16 protein-coding genes and 1 pseudogene are annotated in these 14,203 nt (G+C 58.8%); 10 read left to right on the forward strand and 7 right to left on the reverse strand.

The genetic code is table 11. The annotated features are described in order from the left end of the window. Positions 1-393 precede the first annotated feature (393 nt). From cysQ to amrB, 3 genes are read right to left on the reverse strand one after another with little or no spacing between them, the layout of a single operon-like run. On the reverse strand, positions 394-1,170 hold the full coding sequence (cysQ, locus tag XM1_RS07535) for a 3'(2'),5'-bisphosphate nucleotidase CysQ (protein ID WP_068432133.1): 777 nt from the start codon (positions 1,168-1,170) through the stop codon (positions 394-396). Next, positions 1,167-3,365 carry a xanthine dehydrogenase family protein molybdopterin-binding subunit gene (locus XM1_RS07540; RefSeq protein ID WP_068432137.1) on the reverse strand — a complete coding sequence of 733 codons (2,199 nt, stop codon included), beginning with the start codon at positions 3,363-3,365 and terminating at the stop codon, positions 1,167-1,169. Before XM1_RS07540 ends, cysQ begins: the two co-directional genes overlap by 4 nt. Next, positions 3,362-4,732: an AmmeMemoRadiSam system protein B gene (amrB, locus tag XM1_RS07545; RefSeq protein WP_068432140.1), complete on the reverse strand. Its 1,371-nt coding sequence runs from the start codon at positions 4,730-4,732 to the stop codon at positions 3,362-3,364. Before amrB ends, XM1_RS07540 begins: the two co-directional genes overlap by 4 nt. A 48-nt stretch (positions 4,733-4,780) precedes the next feature. On the opposite strand from amrB, the pseudogene XM1_RS07550 reads away from it, so the two are divergent. Together XM1_RS07550 and XM1_RS07555 are read left to right on the forward strand one after the other, a co-directional pair. Continuing rightward, positions 4,781-5,074 (forward strand): annotated as a pseudogene (locus XM1_RS07550) (AmmeMemoRadiSam system radical SAM enzyme); the annotation flags it as partial. A 66-nt stretch (positions 5,075-5,140) separates the two neighbouring features. Further along, positions 5,141-6,847 (forward strand): tyrosine-type recombinase/integrase, encoded by a 1,707-nt coding sequence (locus XM1_RS07555; RefSeq protein WP_068432146.1) that lies wholly within the window; start codon positions 5,141-5,143, stop codon positions 6,845-6,847. Positions 6,848-7,135: 288 nt separating this feature from the next. Here the strand turns inward: XM1_RS07555 and XM1_RS07560 are convergent, their stop codons facing one another. Both XM1_RS07560 and XM1_RS07565 read right to left on the reverse strand, forming a co-directional pair. After that, positions 7,136-7,462 (reverse strand): DUF3768 domain-containing protein, encoded by a 327-nt coding sequence (locus tag XM1_RS07560; RefSeq protein WP_068432149.1) that lies wholly within the window; start codon positions 7,460-7,462, stop codon positions 7,136-7,138. A gap of 47 nt (positions 7,463-7,509) precedes the next feature. Next, positions 7,510-7,965 carry a hypothetical protein gene (locus XM1_RS07565; protein WP_068432152.1) on the reverse strand — a complete coding sequence of 152 codons (456 nt, stop codon included), beginning with the start codon at positions 7,963-7,965 and terminating at the stop codon, positions 7,510-7,512. Between the two features lie 328 nt (positions 7,966-8,293). Between XM1_RS07565 and XM1_RS23890 the strand changes: the two genes are divergently transcribed. From XM1_RS23890 to XM1_RS07575, 3 genes are read left to right on the forward strand one after another with little or no spacing between them, the layout of a single operon-like run. Then, complete coding sequence (locus XM1_RS23890; RefSeq protein ID WP_156428664.1) at positions 8,294-8,740, forward strand: hypothetical protein; 447 nt, start codon at positions 8,294-8,296, stop codon at positions 8,738-8,740. Next, positions 8,712-9,254, forward strand: a complete 543-nt coding sequence (locus tag XM1_RS07570) for a hypothetical protein (protein ID WP_068432155.1) — start codon at positions 8,712-8,714, stop codon at positions 9,252-9,254. The genes XM1_RS23890 and XM1_RS07570 overlap by 29 nt, the downstream gene beginning before the upstream one ends. Continuing rightward, on the forward strand, positions 9,251-9,526 hold the full coding sequence (locus XM1_RS07575; RefSeq protein ID WP_068432158.1) for a hypothetical protein: 276 nt from the start codon (positions 9,251-9,253) through the stop codon (positions 9,524-9,526). Before XM1_RS07570 ends, XM1_RS07575 begins: the two co-directional genes overlap by 4 nt. A gap of 21 nt (positions 9,527-9,547) precedes the next feature. Here XM1_RS07575 and XM1_RS23895 read toward each other — a convergent pair whose 3' ends face one another. Continuing rightward, positions 9,548-9,913 (reverse strand): hypothetical protein, encoded by a 366-nt coding sequence (locus XM1_RS23895; protein ID WP_156428665.1) that lies wholly within the window; start codon positions 9,911-9,913, stop codon positions 9,548-9,550. A 340-nt stretch (positions 9,914-10,253) separates the two neighbouring features. On the opposite strand from XM1_RS23895, the gene XM1_RS24870 reads away from it, so the two are divergent. The 5 genes from XM1_RS24870 to XM1_RS23905 all read left to right on the forward strand — a co-directional run bounded on the left by XM1_RS24870 (position 10,254) and on the right by XM1_RS23905 (position 13,758). Continuing rightward, on the forward strand, positions 10,254-11,027 hold the full coding sequence (locus XM1_RS24870) for a hypothetical protein (protein ID WP_231920724.1): 774 nt from the start codon (positions 10,254-10,256) through the stop codon (positions 11,025-11,027). A 261-nt stretch (positions 11,028-11,288) separates the two neighbouring features. Continuing rightward, entirely contained in the window at positions 11,289-12,305 is a 1,017-nt protein-coding gene (gene mamD, locus XM1_RS07585; protein WP_068432164.1) for a magnetosome protein MamD, read from the forward strand. Between the two features lie 252 nt (positions 12,306-12,557). Further along, on the forward strand, positions 12,558-13,187 hold the full coding sequence (locus tag XM1_RS23900) for a hypothetical protein (protein WP_156428666.1): 630 nt from the start codon (positions 12,558-12,560) through the stop codon (positions 13,185-13,187). A gap of 22 nt (positions 13,188-13,209) precedes the next feature. Continuing rightward, positions 13,210-13,398 (forward strand): hypothetical protein, encoded by a 189-nt coding sequence (locus tag XM1_RS07590; RefSeq protein WP_068432168.1) that lies wholly within the window; start codon positions 13,210-13,212, stop codon positions 13,396-13,398. Positions 13,399-13,434: 36 nt separating this feature from the next. After that, the gene (locus XM1_RS23905) at positions 13,435-13,758 is read left to right on the forward strand and encodes a hypothetical protein (RefSeq protein WP_156428667.1); all 324 of its coding nucleotides are present in this window, start codon (positions 13,435-13,437) and stop codon (positions 13,756-13,758) included. Here the strand turns inward: XM1_RS23905 and XM1_RS07595 are convergent. Then, positions 13,750-14,199, reverse strand: coding sequence for a hypothetical protein (locus tag XM1_RS07595; protein ID WP_068432171.1), 450 nt, complete (start codon positions 14,197-14,199; stop codon positions 13,750-13,752). The genes XM1_RS23905 and XM1_RS07595 overlap by 9 nt on opposite strands. Between the last annotated feature and the right edge of the window lie 4 nt (positions 14,200-14,203).

The raw sequence follows: 14,203 nt of genomic DNA on the forward strand, positions 1-14,203 counted from the left end.
TTCTTGCGATGTCCGGGCGGAACCGCGTGGATCACCGGGGCATGCCCGGTGATGACGGGGACGTTGGACGGTGCGACCTGCTCTGTTCTCTTGGTGGTCTTTTCCTACCCTCGCGTCGGTGGGGGGGCGGCTGAATATCGCCCTAAGCGAAAAGGCCGCCGGACGAGCCGGCGGCCTTTTCTGACGCTTCTTGCAGGGACGGTCCCAGGGGCGGCGTCGCGCGCCGCCACAACCCCTTTGGGTTGTGAACCATCTCCAAGTCACCGTACGTGCATTACGGCGGCTGTTAGGTGGCGGGAACCCCCGTCACCCAAAAAGAATGGCGCAAAGCAGCCAAAAAAGCAAGGTCTTTTCCCTATGTCCATGGTCGGGTGCGCGCCCTCATTGGGGGAATTAGCCTTTTCCCCTGGCGATGAAGTCGGGATTGCGGAACGTGGGCGTCTTGCCATAGCCCATGGGGCGGCCGTCGAAGTCGGTGACGCTGCCGCCGGCCGCCAGCAGCACGGCGCTGGCCGCCGCGATGTCCCATTCGCTGGTGGGGCCGAAGCGGGGGTAAAGATCGGCGGCGCCCTCGGCCACCAGACAGAATTTCAGCGACGAGCCGGCGAAATCCAGCGAAGCGCCGGGAAACTGCTCCATCCACTTGGCCAGGGCTTCGGGCTCGCGGTGGGAGCGCGACGTCATCACCACGGCGCCCGAGGCGGGAATCGGGCGGCAGGCGATGGGGCGGCGGCCCTGGGCGTCTTCCTTGAAGGCGGTGGTTCCGGTCCCCGACCACAGCTCGCCGCGCGCCGGGGCCAGCACCACGCCCAGCACCGGCACGCCGTCCCGGATCAGGCCGACATTCACGGTGAACTCGCCGTTTCTCTTGACGAATTCCTTGGTGCCGTCCACCGGGTCCACCAGCCAGAAGGGGCCGGACCCGATGTCGGGGATGCGCCCGGCCGCCACGGATTCCTCGGCCACCACGGGAATGCCGGGGGTAAGCAGGGCCAGGCCGGGCAGGATGATGGCCTCGGCCCGTTCGTCGGCCTCGGTGACCGGGGAAGAATCGCTTTTGCCGCGGACGGCGAAGTCGGACTGGTAGACCTCCATGACCACCACGCCGGCCCGGCGGGCCAGGTCTTCCAGAGGGCGAAGCAGGGGCGACAGGTCTTGGGGCAGGCTCATGCGCTCTTTCCGGCAAGGATGTTCCACACCGCCAGCGGCGTGGCGGGCATGTCCATATGGCGGATATGGAGCGCGTTGCATAGGGCGTTGATCACGGCGGGCGCCGCGCCGATGGTGCCGGCCTCGCCGGCGCCCTTCAGGCCCAGGGGATGGGTGCGGCAGGGCACCTCCACCGTGGAGAAGTCGATGTCGGGGATGTGCGCGGCCCTGGGCAGGGCGTAGTCGATCAGGCTCGACGTCAGCGGCTGGGCGCTTTCGGGGTCGAAGACGGCGTGCTCCAGCAGCGCCTGGCCGATGCCCTGCACCGCGCCGCCGACGATCTGGCCCTTGAGCAGCAGGGGATTGAGCACGGTGCCCACGTCATCGACGATGGTATAGCGCAGGATTTCGGTCTCGCCGGTCTCGGGGTCAACCTCCACCTCGCAGACATGGCAGCCGTTGGGAAAGGTCGAGGCCGGGGGCTTAAAGCGCAAGCTGGCGGAAAGGGGCGTTCCGGCCTCGGCCAGCACCTGGGCGAAGCTGATGGAGCCCCCGGCCGAGCGGTACCGGCCCGAATCGAACTCGGCCCGCTCGGCCTGCAGCAATCCGGCGGCTTTGGGCCGCAGATGCTCGATGAAGGATTCCACCGCCGAGGCGATGGCGCCGCCCTGTTGCGACAGCGAGCGCGAGCCGCCGGTGCCGCCGCCATCGGCGATGCGCCTGGTGTCGCCCTGGATGACCCGGATGTTCGCCATGTCCAGGCCCAGTTCGGCGGCCACCATCTGGGCGTAGGCGGTCTCGTGGCCCTGGCCGGTGGATTGGGTGCCGACCAGGATTTCCGCCGTTCCGTCGGGGGCAAGCGTCAGGGTCACGTCCTCGCCCGAGGTGCCGCCGCAGATCTCGATGTAAGTGGCCAGCCCGATGCCGCGAAGCCTTCCCCGCGCCTCGCTTTCCGCCTGCCGCGCCGGGAAGTCCGCCCAGTCCGAACGTTCCAGCGCCCGGTCCATGACAAGGGCGAACTCGCCGGAATCATAGGTGTGGCGGCCGGCGGTGGCGTAGGGGAAGGATTCAGGCGGAATGAAGTTGCGCTTTCTGATCTCCACCGGCGAAAGGCCCGAATCGCGGGCCGCCGCGTCCACCAGCCGCTCGATCAGATAGGCGGCCTCGGGCCGCCCGGCGCCGCGATAGGCGTCCACCGGGGTGGAATGGGTGTGAATGCAGCGCACCCGGGCGTGGAAGGCGGGGATGTGGTAGACCCCGGTCAGCATGCCGGTCCCCGCCAGGGTGGGGACGAAGGCGCCGTAATTGGAGATGTAGGCCCCCAGGTCGGCCACGGTCTCCACCTGAAGGCCGAGGAAGCGTCCATCCGCGTCAAGGGCCAGGCGGGCGGTGCTGACATGGCCGCGCCCGTGGGTGTCGGTGAGGAAGCTTTCGGTGCGCTCGGCGGTCCACTTGACCGGTCGGTCGAGGATACGCGCCGCCACCAGCGCCATGGCCTGTTCCGGGAACGGGCTGATCTTCAGGCCGAAGCCGCCGCCCACGTCGGGGGTGATGACGTCGAGGGTTCCGGGCGCGATGCCCAGCACCGGGGTGAGGCGGTCCCTGATCTCGTGCACCCCCTGACTGCCGGAGGTCAGCTCCAGCCGTCCGCCGGGCAGCGGCCGGGCCAGGCAGGCGCGCGGCTCCATGGCGGTTGGCGCCAGGCGGTTGTTGATCAGGTCCAGTTCCACCACCCGGGCGGCGCGGGCGAAGACCTTGGCCACGCCGGCCGCGTCGCCCATCTCCCAGACGAAGGCGTCGTGGGGCGTGGCCGGCAGCGTGTGGTAGTCCACCAGCACCGCCTCGGCGGCGTCGCGGGCCTGGGCCAGGGTCTCGGCCACCACGAAGGCCACCGGCTCGCCGGCATGGCGCACCCTTGGACCGGCGATGACGGGGCGCGGCGGCGGCGGCTTGGCGCCTTCGGGCAGGAAGCCGCAGACCATGGGGCCCACGCCCTGCTCCGCCATCTCGGCATGGGTGAGGACCAGCAGCACGCCGGGCATCTCGCGTGCGGTGCTCGTATCCACCGTGATGTCGGCATGGGGCAGCAGCGAGCGTACCACCATGCCGTATGACTGACCGGTCAGGTTTATGTCGTCGCCATAGCATCCCCGCCCGGTGAGGAAGCGCTGATCCTCGACCCGGGTGCGCGATTGTCCGAAGCCGAAGCGCTTCACTTGCCGATCTCCACCGCCTGGAAGCGGGACGCCTTGAAGCCGGGCGACCAGTGATCCTTGGGCATGCCGGCCTTGGCCTTGAGATGGGCGAGGAAGGCGTGCTTGTCGGGCAGTTGTTCCCACACCGAGGGCAGGAACAGGGCGCGCTTAGCCCCATCCTCGATGACCAGGCCGTCGATGCGGGGACGAAGCTGTTCCAGCATGTCTTCCTGGTCCCTGAAGGCCATGGGAACGGGGGGCGTTAACACCGACAGCGACAGGGAAAGGCCCTCCAGCTCCTCGGGACGCAAGGGCGGAAAGCGCGGGTCCTTGAAGGCCGACTTGAAGGCGTTGTCCACCACGTCCTCGGCCAGCGGCCGCCAGGCGATCACCGAGCCGATGCAGCCGCGCAAGGCTCCCTGGCGGTTCAGGGTGACGAACACCGCGCCGGGCCGGGCCAGGATGCCGGGCCGGTCCGCAGGCGGGGCGGCGGGCGCGCCGGTCTCCAGCCCGTGGCGGATGGAGGCCCAGGCCAGTTCCACCAGCGTCTGCCCGGCGGTCTTGATCTCGTCGGCTTCGCTCATGCTCTTCTCCGTCTCGAACATGGCCCAGGACCCATAGCCCACCACCCGGTTCTTCGGCCCGGCGGTGTCGCCGGAATTGCGCACGTCCAGGGTGACGATCTCCAGATTCCGGCGCTTGGCGGCGGTCAGCAGCCCGCCCACCGGAATGCGGCCGCAGGCCCCTTCGCGGGAAATGGCGGTGGGCTCCATGTGCTCGATGGCCGCCACCGTCCGGGAATCGGTGCCCTTGCACTGATCGTAAGGCAAGTAGTGGGACAGGTCGGTGGAGATGACGATCAGCGTCTCGTCCCCGCCCCACAGGGCGTCCAGCAGCCCGGCCACCATGTCGGGGCTGGAATCGCCGATCACCACCGGCAGCAGGGTGAACTCGCCCAGGGTGGCTTGCAGGAAGGGGACATGCACCTCGAGCGAATGCTCCTGGGCGTGGGCCTGATCCAGCACGCCGACGCCATGGACGCCCGCCAGCCGCGACCAGTCCTTGTCCAGCGGCACCGCGCCCAAGGGCGAGGCCCACTGGTCGGCGGACGACAGGGCCATGCCCTGGAAGGCGACCCGATGGCTGGGGCCCAGCAGCACCACCCGTGACCAGCTGCCCCGGAAGGGCCGCAGCAGGGCATAGGCGGCGGCCGCCACCGGGCCGGAATAGACCCAGCCGGCATGGGGCGCGATCAGCGCCTTGGGCCTGCGCCCGGCGCACGGCGCGTGCACGGCGCCGTCGAGAAAGGCGGTGAGCTGCCGGTTGGCCTCGGCGAAATCGGCGGGATAGAACTGTCCGGCCACGGCGGTGGGGCGAATGGCGGTCATGGCGGCCTCGGGCGCGAAAACGTGGTGGGGATATGGTACTCTTCCCCCATGAACGACGCCATCCAGGGTTCGCATTTTCCCGGACGCTACTGGCAGCGCCTGCCTGATGGGCGGGTGCAGTGCGACGTCTGCCCGCGCGAGTGCCGCTTGAACGACGGGCAGCGGGGCCTGTGCTTCGTGCGCGCCAATGACGGCGGCAAAATGGTGCTGACCACCTATGGCCGCTCGTCGGGGTTCTGCGTCGACCCGGTGGAGAAGAAGCCGCTCAACCACTTCCTGCCCGGCACGCCGATCCTGTCGTTTGGCACTGCGGGCTGCAACCTGACCTGCAAGTTCTGCCAGAAAATCCTGGCAGATTATTATTGACATATAAAATCTATTAATATCAGTGTGTTATGAATTTTGTGTGTGGATGAAAATTTCAACACACAGTTTTACACACAGATTTATCTTTGCAAATTCAGTCAGATCCAATATGCTCGTTTTGCGCCAACACAGTTTTTGACACAGGTGTGCGGGACGGGGATGGAGCAGGTCGTTCTAAACGATGGTGAGATAACGCTTTACAGGCGTCCGGATGCTAGCAAGCGCGGCGTATGGCAGTGCAAGCTTCGCTTAAAGGGTGGGGCCTCATTGCGGCGCTCCACCAAGTCTAGTGACCTTGACGCCGCCAAGGCATTCGCTCTTGAGCTTTACAGTTTTGAAGTTCTGGCTGAGCACCAAGTCGTATCCCCGGAAAAACATTCATTCGAAAATGGCGACATACTGCTCTACCGGCGCACCGATACGGTGAACGGGCCGTGGCAAGCTCGGATTAAAACTCCCAAAGGGGATTGGCTTGTAAAAAGTACGCGCCACAATGATCTGGCTGAGGCTTTAAGTGCCGCAAGGGACTTAAAGCGAGAAGTGGAGATCAAAGAGAGACATGGCATCCCTTACGGGAGGCACAAATTCAGCCGAATCTGGAGGAAATGGCTGGATGAGCGAGGTGTGTACTATACGCAAAATAGGATTAAAACATTCGAGGGATTTGCTCGGAGGTATTTCTTCGAGTATTTCGATGAAAGGGCATTCGATCTCATTGATGACCTGTATGTGGAAAAATATTGGAGCTGGAGGATTAATTACTGGCGCAGTCATTCGGACGAACTTCAGCGTCTTTCAGGTAAGGTTGCGGTCGAGCCATCCTCGGCATTGCTGTATGCCGAAAAAGATGCGCTTTCCCAATTTTTCAAGTGGGCGGAGCGCAATAAGTTTATTGCCCGCAAGCCACAGCTTGAGGTTCCGGTAAAGCTGGAAAGAAATCGCCGCCCGGCTCTGGAACACCAGCAGTGGGTCAAATTTCTAAAGAAAGCCAAAGAATGGGAGCGGGAATCGCCTCGCCCACAGCACTTTGTCCCCCGCACGATGGCTCGCCTTTTTTGTGAGTTGCTAGTGCATAGCGGGCTTCGTCCGCTAGAGGCCAAGACCTTGCGGTGGAGGGACTTTTCCGCATTTAAGGACGAAAACGGCCAAAATCAACTTGTCATACACGTCAATCCCGCGAGAAAGACCGGTGAGAGGGATACCGTCCCAATGCCTGTGTGCTGGAGTGTGGTTGAGGAATTGATCCGATTTCAAAAGAAACATCAATTGCCTTGTGAGCCAGATTCATGGGTGTTTTGCAATTTCAACGGAACCCAGTTAGGCGCAATAGAGAGGCCTGTCGAAAAAGCTTTTGAGTTTTCGAAAATAACCCATGACAGATTCGGCAGGAAATTTTCAGCCTATTCCTTCAGGCACACCTACGCGACCTTCCGCCTATTGTATGGGGATAATGTGGATGCTTACACGCTGGCAAAAAACATGGGAACCAGCGTGGAGATGATCGAGAAGCACTATGGTCATGTCTCTAATATGCAAAAAGCCACTGTGCTCACTTCCGTAAGGAAGAATATCCCGGAAGGCTTGGATAGCTTCCAGGCACGCATGATCACACGGGTCAATAAAGAGAAAACTGCACCGGTGCTAGTCAGGCTGCAAAAGGTGGACAAGAAGGCTGGAGGTTCACCGAAGGATGGCGAATACTTCATTCGAATCGAAAATGACGTTCCAGATGTCCGTACCCGAAAATAAGTGCAGCAGCTTTGCAAGTGCCTGGCATTTGCCTTGATGCCTCATCGCTAGCGGGCGCCCCGCAGATTTCGAGTTCGCGCGTTTTAACGCTCATACAGCGACATCGGCTATCGAAGATGGATTGGCGGCGGGCCCTTCGCAAATCGCGTTGTATGAGCGTTAAAACGCGTTTTTGAGCGAGGCTGTGCGGCGGGGATGCACTGTCCGGTGAAAACACAAAACGCCGCAACAGCGGCGCTTCATGAATTTTAAGTATTAAAATTTTCTGATCTGCTCTTTCGGCGCCAATCAATATTCATCGGCCAGCATGATCGTGAGTACGCGAACGGTTTTTTGCGGATCAGCAGGATCATCGCTGGCGTAGGCAATCGACGCATCGTAGTAGTCGATTTTCCACATGGCCTTTGTACCTGCGACATCCACCGTACCCATGTCATGCTCGCCATATGGATCGTTACTTTGATCGAATTGATCGAATTCACGGACGGCGGTGATAATGGCGCGGCCCAGCCACTCCTCAAGGGCCTGTATGCCGGATGTGATGTAGACCTTGCCGCCGATCCCGTGCTGTCGGAGCTGGTCATTCAGTTCGCGGATGATTCGGGTGCGTTGCATGCGATGGCTCCAAAAAGAAAAGGGGGCCGAAGCCCCCTATGGTTCCTCTACTTCTTAGTCATTCGCTTGCGAGCGGTGATTGCCTGAGCTTCCAGCACACCATCCAGCTCTCCCGCTTCGGCAGCGGCCTTGACGGTGTTCAGCGTGGCGGCCACATCGGACAGGCTCTTGCCGCACACCACCGTGGGTTTGGACTTGTTCGCACCGAGCGTCAGCGGCTGATTGGCGTACTTGGGAGCCAGATAGAAAACATCACCCTGGAGGAACCACCAGGGACGCACCTGCACATCATGGCTCACCTGACGGTGCGATCCATCTTCACCAGTGATGCGACGCACCTTCTGGACGGCGAAGCTCTTACCCGAAATCGCCGCTTCAACGGCACCGATCTGATTGACCACGGCGGCGATGAACTTGGAGCGGGCACGGGTCTTGGTATTCATCGCATTCCGCGAAACCTTGGGCGGAGCAATGGTGGAAAATTCGAGGTTCTTGATGGACATGATTGCCTCCAGGGCGTGATTGCACTGGAGCTAACGTCACCCAATTGGATTCATGGGTCTCCCCTGAAAGGGAATTACCTTCATGCGTGAAGATAATTTTAGAGATATCAGCCTAACCGGCTCCAAGCATGAGTTTAAATGGTGGCCAATTGGCCACCATTTTCCCGAAATCAAAAAATAATGCTGATCATGGCGAATTCAATTGGCCTAATTCCCGCATCGAAAGCTAAATATACATGTAGGTCAATGTGGTTCAGTCGACGTGCCTTTATGGGATGTCTAGTGTTGAATATAGCGCATTGACCTGCTTGATTAACTGGATAAGGAAATGAATTTAATTTATTTCAAAGAGCAATTTACGTCAGGTGTTCAGTCGCGTGTTCGTCATGTGTTGAACAGGGCGGAAGCCCAAAGTCGGGTGTTTGGAGCCCACCACTCTGCCTTGGTGCAGGCCTGGGCCTCATGGATAAACACACGACGACAAACACATGACGCTTCCCTACGGGATGTTCCTTCGGAACACATGACAGGAACACGCGACGGGAACACAGGACGTGAATGTGTAGGGGAATTAGGTGTTGATAAATTTTCAGCTCAACCCGCAGATTTCATGCATGCGGAATTGCATCCACAGATAAATACAAGTGCCAGCAAGGCCAGTTTCATTGCCTGCCAGTTAATCAAACCAAGGGCGACGTTTCCAGCGTCGCCCTTTTCCACGTTTGAATTACAAGGAGGCAATTTCAATGAAACAAATATTCAAACTTTGGTATAACGCCAATCCAAAAAAGGGCTCAAAATTCCACAAAGGCTACAGCATATCTGTTGAGGTTGATGCCGTTGAAGCTTTTTATCTAAATTTCCACACTCCGGATCATTGGTACCTGCAAACCAGCGCCCCGGCTCACGTCACAGCCGAGCTGATGGACAAAATCCCGCAAATCAACGGTGAGCGCGACGCTGATTACATGGTGCTCGCTGACTTCAAACCCAAGCTGTATGGCCAGCACATACCGCGATGGACGTGCTTGCTTGATCCGGCAGGCAGTTTGCCTGAGCTGATCTTTGTCAGCTGGGACGACGAACTCAGCATTCAGTGGTTGATGTGCCGGGAGCTCAACCGAGGAGGCAATCGCCGCAACACCCACGTTTGGCAGGACGACTACAACGCTTTGGGAATCGGCGGCGTTCGCAAGCAGCAGGGTGCACAGGTTGATGGGATTGTATCCAATAAATTTCAAGCGGAACGTGGCTCCCAAGCCGCACCATATGGGAGGTCGCCACTATGAAATCCAAGGAAAGTTACGGCTACCTCATTGAATTTACCGCAGTGCGCTTCCACAAGGAGTTCATGGATGAAGTGGTTCCTCGCGGATACAAGAAAACGTGGTGTCCAATTTATAAGCGAGAGCTAATGGGGATGTTCGGTCATGAGGTTGACCCCGACCAATATGCCAACAGCAGCTATTACTTGGGCCATTTGCCCGAGAAAAACATCCTGCTCCTCAAAATGCGCCATTTGGGCATCAAGCGGATTTGGCGAGTGGACGTAACGGTTTGACAAGCAACGAAAAGGACGGCCTCAAACCGTCCTTTTCACATAACGAATAGCCATGTCGTCCAGCTTGGCCTGAAGCTTTTCATGTCGAGATATGCGGGATTGCATGTCACCGAGATCACGTTGCTCGGCTTGTCCATTTCCCCCATACATCAACCCACGAAATGCTGTCAGCTTTTGCTGCGCTTTCAGGTAGCGACGACGCAACAGCTTCATTCTGTGGAGGTGCTTCAATGTCAGCGCTGGGGGCTGGTTGGGTATGGCCACAACACGTTCATTTTCGTGATCGACAGACCGGCTTGGCTTCTTGCAGACTTTCAGCCTGTTGAATTTCACGTCATAGGACAGATCGGCAGACAGTGGTGTTTGGATGATTTCATAAAGACGCATGTTGATACCCTCGGTTTGAGAGTATTTATGCAGATACAGCCATCTGGTTTGCTGTAAACATCATTTTTAAAACCAGAGATATACTATCTTTGAGCGCGCCAACTCGCTTGGACAATATCGGGCCGGAAGCAGATGGCCGGCATTCTAGCGTGGAACAGGTAAAGCGGACGGTGCCGTCAAGCGGTGATCCGGCTGCTTGTGACCCATATTTGCCATTCTAATCGGATTCCAACGGAGGAGTCTTGTTGACGGCGTCTCGATAAGATAACCTTTAAATTATTAGCACTTTTTGCGCAAACCGCACCGTCGTTATAGCCGTCCGAAGCATTGGGGATGCTGCATGAGTTCACCTGACGCCATGGGCAAGCTCGGCCATCTCAGCGGGGGCGGCGTAGGTGCGTCGAAAGTCAAATCTGCAGGCACTGCCGCTGTAAAGCTGGCCACCCCGACTTCCAAACTTTCCGGGATGAGTTCGGGGGCTGCCAAGGCTTCCTCCACCAGCATCGCTCTCGGCAAGATCAGCATCCCCTACACCCACCTTACTGGGGTCGGCTCCGGAACTATCAACGTGACCTCAGCCGGTATTGCGAACGGGACCAAGCTGGTTTCATCCATATTTTCCGGAAAAGGGCTGAGCCTCGGCATCGGCTTGGGTCTCGGCGCTTGGGGTCCTGCATTGCTTGCGGGAACCGTATGCGTTGCTGGGTATGGGGCCTATCGGATGTATGCTGCCAACCCAAAGGGCAATCCCCGCTCTCGGACCAAGAGTGGTCAAGAGACCGCCACACTAGTCTCCCAGGTCGCGTCAATGGCTGATGCTGTTTTCGCCGCAGGATACGGAGCATTTAGAAAGCTGGTATCCTCACCTGATGACGAAGCGGCCCTTGCTGCGGAGCTTGCCGCCGAAATTGCAGCCGCCGAGAAGCTAATCGCCGAGGCCAACGAAGCTGAGAAGCGTGCATTAGCAGCTGGTGCCAATGCCAAGCAGGCCATCAAGTTAGCAGCCGCCGCCAAGCGGAGGGCAAAAGCTGCTTTGGACCTTCAGCATTCAACAGAATCCAAGCTGGCGGCTACTCGGGCGCGAAAGCGGAAGGAAGCTGCCGCCAACGTGTAGCCCATTTTCATGAAGCATTATTTTCAGAAATAAGAAAACTCACAGCCAGACCCCCCCCCGGTACTTAGCTGCGAGCGCCTCTTACTATTAGAGCAAATCAGTATCCACAATAAATTTCTCTGGACAGATTTCGCCTCAGCTTGCGAGAATGAGGCGTGTTATGACATATGTGCATACCAGCCTATATCTCTCCGAAGGGGCTCGGGGTATCTTCAGCAGAACGGTTTGTCGCTCTGCGTCATTGTTTAGGGAGCTGTTAGCATGCTTGACCAAATGATCATGGCCAAGGTCGAGGGAACCACCCAGGCAGCTCTCCTGTCGTCGATGACTGGAAATTCCTACACGGTCGGTCAAGTTACTGCGGCTGGAAATGGAATGGGACACTGGTTGTTCCTGAACCCCGCAGGAGCTACCGCTGGAAAAGGGGCCGTCGCCCTCAAACTTGAAGGTGCCCGTCAGGTCGCACAGTTGTCGGGGATGGTGGGCAAGACCGTTACCATCGGAAAAGCCCCCCTCGTTGCAGACGGCGTGAGCAAATGGCTTGTGCTGTGCCCCAAAGCCGGTATCGCGGCAAAGGGCGCTGCCGTTGCTGCGGGCGCTGCCGGTGCTGGTGGTCTGACTGCTGCCGCCACCCAGGGCGGCGGGAACGGCATGATCATGATGAAGCTCGAAGGCGCAAGACAGGCCGGGCAGGTCCAGATGATGACCGGCAAGACTTTCATGGTGGCGAAGACCACTGCCGCCGGGAATGGAGCCGCCAATTGGCTCTTCCTTCAGCCCGTTGGTGAAACCGCTGCCACCATGAAGGATCTGGTGGTCCTCAAGGTTCAACATGGTGCTGGGCAGATGCCGTGGCTGGTCGGCAAGACCTTCGCTATTGGCGAATCTCCGATGATGGCCGGTACGACGAGCAAGTTCCTGGTTCTCAATCCTGTGACTGGTGTCGCCGCCAAGGGCGCGGCCGGAACCGCAATCGCCGCCAAGGGTGCCATGCAGACTGTGGCATTGCAGACCGCCGGTAAAACTGCTGTGGCGGGTTCGGTTGCCAAGGGTGCCGCTGCGGGCGCCGCCACCAAGGGTGCCGCTGCTGTCGGCACTCTATGGACTGGTACCGGCATGAGCTTGGGCCTTGGCTTGGGACTCGGCGCGGCTGGTCCTGTCATCCTAGGTGGCGTCATCGCCGCAGCCGGCTACGGCATTTACCGCTACCGCAAGGCCCGGACCACCTCGGCAGCATCCGAGGTTGATGACGCGATCTCGGACGCAGTGACGGCTTAGGCAAGACGATATGCTTGCCCCTTACGTGTTCACACTTCGTGCGGTGTAAGCTCGGCATGGACAGGAGGGCGTTGGTCTGTGACTAATGTCCCTAAAAAAGGCCGAAAGCGGGCAGGTTTCTGTTCCAATGCATCAGGTGAAACACCCTGCGCTGCTGCGTGTTCAAGCATTGTCACGCCCCCATCGGAGCGTAATGACAACGACGTAGAGCGTGGAGAACGAGGCACATTCATTGAAGAATGCCTCGCCCTCATGCCCAAGGTTGAAGCTGGTCTGAGTGCATTTCGATCATCAGCAATTGCCCATCCCGAAAGCCCCCCAAGTAGCATCATTCGTTTCATGGCCAATGGTGCAACTGCCCATACCCTGACGGATTTGGCATGTTTTGCGACGGCGTTTGAAGCGGCCCTACTTTATGGGGAAACGGAGGGATGGTCGGACAGTCTAACCGAAGTTTCCGAGAAGAGCTTCGCCATGCTGTCGCTTCATCTGGAGGTGGCTAAAGCCGGGGCGGCCTGGAACTCCGATTGGGACATTGATTTAGTCGCAGACCTGATGATCGCCGCCAGCCCGCTGGACCAAATTGTGGATAAGGTGGCGGATAACTCACCACACCAATCGGGCATGAGCGTTGGCGTAGAAAGCTCCTCGGCCCATCTACCCCCCAGCCCACAGATGTCCCAGGTTCAGTATCACAAGCAAACCGCCACCCTTTGGGATGGTCGGGAAAGTCTATTTCTCAAGCTTTGGAGCGTTTTGTCACGAACAACAGCGACATGGTCGAGTGTGAAAACGAGTAAGCCTACCAGCACGGTCAAACGCCCTAAAAAAGCTAGGCGCTCGCGCGGCGAAGATGATCCGATCTTGGAAGCTCTTCGCTAAATCAGAGGGTTGGGAGGATATCATGATCACAAGCACCATGACTGGATCGAAAATCGCTGCCGCCAGTGCTCCTGGCTTGGGTAAGGTCGCCGTCCTGATCTTGAGCGCCAGCATGGGTGTCGGGGTCTTGATCGGCTTGTCACTGGCGACCGCTGCGGGCGGTTTCTATGTCTGCCGCAAGTTGTCCGGTGCGGCCGAACCCATCACATAATGTCGCACACATTCCACATCTAGGATGCAATGTCCCATGGATGAGGACGAATTGGCGTGGCTTGCATCAAAAATAGTGATTGCATGGTCTCGCCGGAATGGGATTTCCGGCGATAATCTCCTCGATTTGAATGATGTCATCACGCAGTCGATGTGTAACATTCTCGACCCAAATCCCAAGAAAGTCGCTGCGGCTCGTGGCAGCACACCCAGTGAAATCAGATGCCGGGAGTCACTACCCTCCCTCGTCCATCTGTTCTTTTGCGATTCCTGCGGAAAGATTTTCCGCAACATGGCATCAGAACTTCACCACAAGCGGTTCTGTTCCTCTAGAGATGAGCAGCACCGTCAATTAGGATAAGCGGATTTTCATCGGGTCAACTGCGCCAAGGCGCTTGGCCTCTACGTCGAAGGCTTGTTCCCAGACAACACGAAGTCGGGACTTTTGCTTCCCAGCCATCGGACCGCTGTTCCAAACTTTGCCACTTGGCCCCAACAATGGACACTTGGGGTATGCGGCTTTCAAGGCAGCCTTCAGAGCGTTTGCTTGGGCCATAAGCCCCTCGTTCGCAGCCTTCTTCAACCCCAACTCACGCTGCGTGGTCTTAAGCTTCTCCTCAAGCTCATGGATGCGTTTTTCAAGCTGATGAACTTGCTTGACTGTCGGTGGCTTCTGCTTCGGTTCGGGGGCAGATGGGAGGACGGAAGCACTGAGAGCATGTGCGAAGTCCTCAACCCTATCTCGAGCAACCTGAAGTTCGTGTCCCACGAAGTCCAGGGTGTCATCAATCAGATTGCTCATGGAA

It is taken from the genome of Magnetospirillum sp. XM-1 (assembly GCF_001511835.1).
GTDB lineage: Bacteria > Pseudomonadota > Alphaproteobacteria > Rhodospirillales > Magnetospirillaceae > Phaeospirillum.

Excerpts from the sequence above, each read along its gene's own strand:
- XM1_RS23900 (WP_156428666.1), top strand. The coding sequence starts at position 12,558 with ATGCCCAAGGTTGAAGCTGGTCTGAGTGCATTTCGATCATCAGCAATT.
- XM1_RS07565 (WP_068432152.1), bottom strand. The coding sequence starts at position 7,965 with ATGTCCATCAAGAACCTCGAATTTTCCACCATTGCTCCGCCCAAGGTT.
- XM1_RS23895 (WP_156428665.1), bottom strand. The coding sequence starts at position 9,913 with ATGCGTCTTTATGAAATCATCCAAACACCACTGTCTGCCGATCTGTCC.
- XM1_RS23890 (WP_156428664.1), top strand. The coding sequence starts at position 8,294 with ATGAATTTAATTTATTTCAAAGAGCAATTTACGTCAGGTGTTCAGTCG.
- cysQ (WP_068432133.1), bottom strand. The coding sequence starts at position 1,170 with ATGAGCCTGCCCCAAGACCTGTCGCCCCTGCTTCGCCCTCTGGAAGAC.
- XM1_RS07570 (WP_068432155.1), top strand. The coding sequence starts at position 8,712 with ATGAAACAAATATTCAAACTTTGGTATAACGCCAATCCAAAAAAGGGC.
- XM1_RS23905 (WP_156428667.1), top strand. The coding sequence starts at position 13,435 with ATGGATGAGGACGAATTGGCGTGGCTTGCATCAAAAATAGTGATTGCA.
- XM1_RS07595 (WP_068432171.1), bottom strand. The coding sequence starts at position 14,199 with ATGAGCAATCTGATTGATGACACCCTGGACTTCGTGGGACACGAACTT.
- XM1_RS07560 (WP_068432149.1), bottom strand. The coding sequence starts at position 7,462 with ATGCAACGCACCCGAATCATCCGCGAACTGAATGACCAGCTCCGACAG.
- XM1_RS07590 (WP_068432168.1), top strand. The coding sequence starts at position 13,210 with ATGATCACAAGCACCATGACTGGATCGAAAATCGCTGCCGCCAGTGCT.
- XM1_RS07575 (WP_068432158.1), top strand. The coding sequence starts at position 9,251 with ATGAAATCCAAGGAAAGTTACGGCTACCTCATTGAATTTACCGCAGTG.
- amrB (WP_068432140.1), bottom strand. The coding sequence starts at position 4,732 with ATGACCGCCATTCGCCCCACCGCCGTGGCCGGACAGTTCTATCCCGCC.
- XM1_RS24870 (WP_231920724.1), top strand. The coding sequence starts at position 10,254 with ATGAGTTCACCTGACGCCATGGGCAAGCTCGGCCATCTCAGCGGGGGC.
- mamD (WP_068432164.1), top strand. The coding sequence starts at position 11,289 with ATGCTTGACCAAATGATCATGGCCAAGGTCGAGGGAACCACCCAGGCA.